This window comes from Actinomadura sp. 7K507, from assembly GCF_004348425.1.
GTDB lineage: Bacteria > Actinomycetota > Actinomycetes > Streptosporangiales > Streptosporangiaceae > Spirillospora.
On record NZ_SMKK01000406.1, the window covers coordinates 1 to 4,417 of the forward strand.

The 4,417-nt window shown below is 77.0% G+C and carries 3 protein-coding genes; 1 reads left to right on the top strand and 2 read right to left on the bottom strand.

Annotated elements, in window-relative coordinates; translation table 11 throughout:
* Positions 1 to 188 precede the first annotated feature (188 nt).
* Positions 189 to 1,166: a DUF6569 family protein gene (locus E1285_RS43450; protein WP_132160751.1), complete on the bottom strand. Its 978-nt coding sequence runs from the start codon at positions 1,164 to 1,166 to the stop codon at positions 189 to 191.
* A 44-nt stretch (positions 1,167 to 1,210) separates the two neighbouring features.
* Complete coding sequence (locus E1285_RS46230; RefSeq protein WP_165967023.1) at positions 1,211 to 2,599, bottom strand: VWA domain-containing protein; 1,389 nt, start codon at positions 2,597 to 2,599, stop codon at positions 1,211 to 1,213.
* A gap of 188 nt (positions 2,600 to 2,787) precedes the next feature.
* On the opposite strand from E1285_RS46230, the gene E1285_RS43460 reads away from it, so the two are divergent.
* Positions 2,788 to 4,417, top strand: a 1,630-nt coding sequence (locus tag E1285_RS43460; RefSeq protein ID WP_132160752.1) for a hypothetical protein, incomplete at its 3' end; no start/stop codon positions are given.

The following is a 4,417-nucleotide window of genomic DNA, read 5'->3' on the forward strand; positions in this document are numbered from 1 at the left end:
GGGCGGGACAGGCGGCCGGCGCTTCGCCAGGCTCACAGTCGCCCTGACGATGTCCGTCGCATCGCGGCGAATCCCGGATCTGGAATCGGGGTTCTGCCTGACGTGCCCGGCACAGTTCCCGCGGTTTCTGATTCAACTGGGTGCCGCGCCCCCGGGGCAACCCCTTTTTCCGGTGCCGCCCCGGGGGGTCAGCGGGCGAACAGGGACGCGTACACCGTGCGGTCGCCGTCGGTGACGATCTGCCCGGCCAGGTGCGGAGCGGTGACCGTGGACAGGCGCAGCCCGAGGTAGCGCTCCTCCTCGTGCAGCTCGGCGCGCCCGGCGGGGACGCGGGCGAGCAGGTCGCCGATCCCGGCGAGGCGGACGGCGCGGTCGCGTTCCAGCGCGCCGCGCAGCCCGGCCGTCCCGTCGGCCCCGGACGCCGCGAACGGTTCGAACGGTTCGGCGGCGCGCGGCGGGGGCTCGGCGTGCCAGGCGGCGACGCCGTAGGCGAAGCACACCAGCGCGGTCCACATCTCGGCGAAGTAGACCGGGTCGGGCGCGATCTCCAGGCCGGCGAAGGCCCCGGCGACGAAGAACAGCGCGCCGACCTGCCCGGGCCGCAGTTCCAGCCGGGACTGGAACTGGGTCAGCACGGGCCGCTTGCGCGACAGGATCTGCTCCAGGTGGCCCCGCCGCGCGAGGCCGTAGCGGGCGTTGAGCGCGGAGATGTCGTCCCACAGTTTGCTGTAGCCGCTGGTGCCGCGCAGTTCCAGGGCGCGGGCGCGCAGCTCCAGCGGCAGGACGAAGAACCACTGGTCGGCTCCGGCGAGGTAGCCGCCCTGGCTCTCCTGGACGCAGCAGGCGTCGTCGAACCGCAGGCTCTGCCCGGGGGCCAGGAACGCCGACCGGCACAGGGCGTGGTTCTGGGCGCGGTCCTGGATGTAGCCGATGTGCAGCGGGACGATCGCGACGCCGGACCCGGCGTGGTTGCTGAGCACGACCCGCCCGTATCCGACGACCTTGGACAGTTTCAGGCCGGTGCGGGGCGGTGTGAAGCCGGGGTGGGCGGGCCCGGAGATCGGCACCATGGTCAGCGCCCCGGCCTGCTGCGGGGTGCCCAGGCGGTGCCCGGCCAGGCTGAGCGGGCCGGGGACGAGGGTGTCGAGCGCCGTCATCCGAGTCATGCGGTGCTCCTTTCGGTTCATGGCCGGCCGCGCGGCCGGGGCGGTCAGGCGGCCAGGCGGGCGGACAGGCCGTCGGCCCGCCGGTCGAGGACGTCCAGGCGGGCGCGCATCGCGGCGCGCAGCCAGGGGGCGCCGGCGTCGCAGTGCCCGAACATCCAGGACAGCAGTTCGGCGAAGTCGTCCTGGTGCCAGAACCCGCGCTGCGGCAGGGACGGGGCGGGGCGCCGCAGGGCCAGGTCGTCGCTGCCGGTGAACATCGCGTGGCAGAACACCACCGGGGTGGCGACGCCGGCGCGCGGCAGGCTCGCCACGACGCGGGCCAGGTCGCCGGGGAACACGTTCTCGTAGCCGTCGGAGACGACGGCGACCAGGTCCGGGGCCGTGCCCAGGGCGTCCAGGACGCCGGTGGCCAGGTCGGTCGCGCCGCGCGGGTCGCGCTCGTCGCCGCCGACCTCGATGACCTCCAGCCGCGCGCACACCTGCGACAGCACCATCCGCAGCGCGGCGGCCTGGGACAGCACGGCCCATTCGCGGTCGCCGTAGCCGCGCATGGACGCCGAGGCGTCCAGGACCAGCGCGAGGGTCCCCTCGAAGCGGGGGAACGCGCCGGCGGCGGCGCCGACGTAGCCGCCGAGCGCGGCGTACAGGTCCTCGGCGGGGCCTCCCCGGTACAGGTGGACGAGGGTCGCGGCGATGTCGCCGCGGTTGGTGGCGGTGATCGTCTGCGGCCGCTCGCGGACGGCGTCCACGGCGAGCACCGGCTCGTGCGGAATCGCCGGCCGCCCGGCCGCCCGCTCCCCCGCCGCGTCCTGCGCCGGTGTGTCCGCCGTGTCGGCGGGTACCGCGGGTCCGGCGGCGCCGTAGAGGGCGCGGACGCGGGCGGGCGCGGCGGCGGGGTCGCCGAGGAACCGCAGCAGGCGCCGCCGCAGGTAGTCCGAGGCGGTGTCGCCGTCGTGGATGCGGCGGGCGCAGCCGCGGGCGGCGGCCTTGCCCAGGGCGTGCTCGAAGCAGTCGACCAGCGCGGGGCGGCGCGCGGCGATGAGCGCGTCGGCGTCGGGGTGCTCCAGGACGAACCGCAGCGCGGCGCGGGTGGTGTGCTTGTGGTTGGCGCGCAGCCGCCGCAGCGCGAGCAGGACGGTGATGACGTGCGCGGGCGGCAGCGCCAGCGTCAGGACGCGGGCGACGCGGGCGAGCACGGCGCGGGCCTGCTCGTCCAGGCCGGCCTGGGAGGCGGCGAGGATCTGCAGCAGCACGCGGGCGCGCTGCCAGGGCCGCACGCCGGGCGCGAGGCCCAGCAGCGCGTAGCCCTCGGGGTCGAGGGTGTGCGCGGCGCGGTGCAGGTCCGCGTCGTCCCAGCGCAGGGTCCCGCCCCTGGGCAGGGTGAGGGGGATGTCGTGGTTCTCCAGGTGGGCAAGCAGTGTGGGGGTGTCCATGATTGTTCGCCTCCGCAATCATGGAGTGTAGGAATGATCCGGAGTGCCCCGACACTCATTATTCCCGCGGTCCCGCCGCCCCCGGCGCTTCCCGCGGCCGGGCGGCGCGGGGGCCGTTCCCGCGGGGATACCGGGACGTGACTGCGCCGATGCCGGACGGGCCGCGCGGTGGGACTACTATTCGCCGGATGAGCTGGCAGGCGGCCGGGGCGGGGCCCGGCGGAACCGGAGGCGGGCCGAGCGGGGACCTGTTCGCGGCGGTCGAGGGCAACGTGGCCGAGCTGGTGGCCTCGCCCTGGTGGCAGACCGCCCAGCCCGCCGACCGCGCGGGCCAGATCGCCGCGCGGATGCTGTGGGGCGCCGGGGAATGGTGGCTGTACGGGGCGTGGGGCCGCTGGTACCGGTGCGGCCTGGACGGCTCCTGGCATCCCTGCCCGCCGCCGGCCGCGTTCGAGGACCGCCGCGTGGCGGTGCCCGCGCCGCCCGGCGCCGGGACCCCGCCCGTCCCGCCGCAGCTGTTCCCCACCGGCCCGGACCTGTCGGCCGGGCGCGCCGCGCCGCTGGGGTTCCTGGGGCCGGTGCCCGACACCGCGGTCGTGGCGCGCATCTCCCAGGCGCTGACGACCGCGCTGGCGGTGAACCCGCAGCAGTTCGCCCAGCGCGACCCGATGTTCCAGCCCGGGACGCCCAGTACCGTCGCGGCCGCGTGGGGCGCGCTGCTGTGGTGCGCCGGGTCCCCGGTGGTGCTGACCGACCATCCGCTGATCGAGTCGTTCGTGCCGTTCCTGACGACGTCCGCCGACCAGCTGCACTGGATGATGCCGCCCGACTTCGCCACCCTGGCCGGCTACTACATCCACCGGCTCGGCGCCGGCGACGGCGGCGGCGCCGCCCACATCGCCCGCGTCATGTACGAGGTCGCCGCCGGACTGCAGGCCGACCCCCGGTTCCGTCCCGGCGCGGACGCGCTGGCGGGGGTGACGGCGGCGTCGCTGCGGATGGTCAGCCAGGACATGGCCGCCGTCCGGTACGGGCCCGAGGCGATCCTGCAGGAGTGGCGGCGCCGCTGCCCCGCCGAGTTCGCCATCCCGATGGTCCGCGACACCGCGCCCGGGGAGTACCTGCGGCTGGCCCTGTACGACCTGCAGCAGATCGTCGCCGGGCTGACGGGCCCGCGCCCGGCCGCGCAGGGCCGCGCCCACGACGAGGTGCGCCGCGCCGGGGTCGCGGTGCTGGCCGCCGACCTGCAGGCCGCGCCGGGCGCGCTGCCGGCGCTGCAGCGGTGGCTGGACCCCGACAGCGCCCGCACCCTGCAGGCGGTGCTGGGCGACCCGGCCAGCCCGCTGCGGTCGCTGTGGCCGCGCGACGGGCGGCTCCCGGACGCGCTGCGCACCGACGACGCCGACGCGCTCGCCGCGCTGCTGACCACCACCTACACGCTCGGGCTGACGTGGTGCCGGCTGGCGCAGGTCGCCCCGCCGGCGTCGGGGTTCGCGGTGCCGCAGGCGGTCGCGGCGGAGCTGACGTCCCCGGCGATGCACTCGCCGCCGTCGACCGACGAGCTTTCGGCGTGGGACATCATCAAGGCCGCCCGCGCGCACATGGCCGCCGAGCGCGCCTCCGGCGGCGACCGGCCGGTGGCGCCGGTGCCCGAGCCGGCGCAGGACGCGCCGGGCCCGCCGCCCGCGGTGGCGCCCGCCCCGCCGCCGGCCGCTCCGGTGCCGCCGCCGGCGGCGCCCGAGCCTCCCGCGCAGGCACCGCAGGCCTACCCCGAACCGCCGGCGCCGCCGCCGGTCTCTCCGCCGGCGTTCCCGGGAC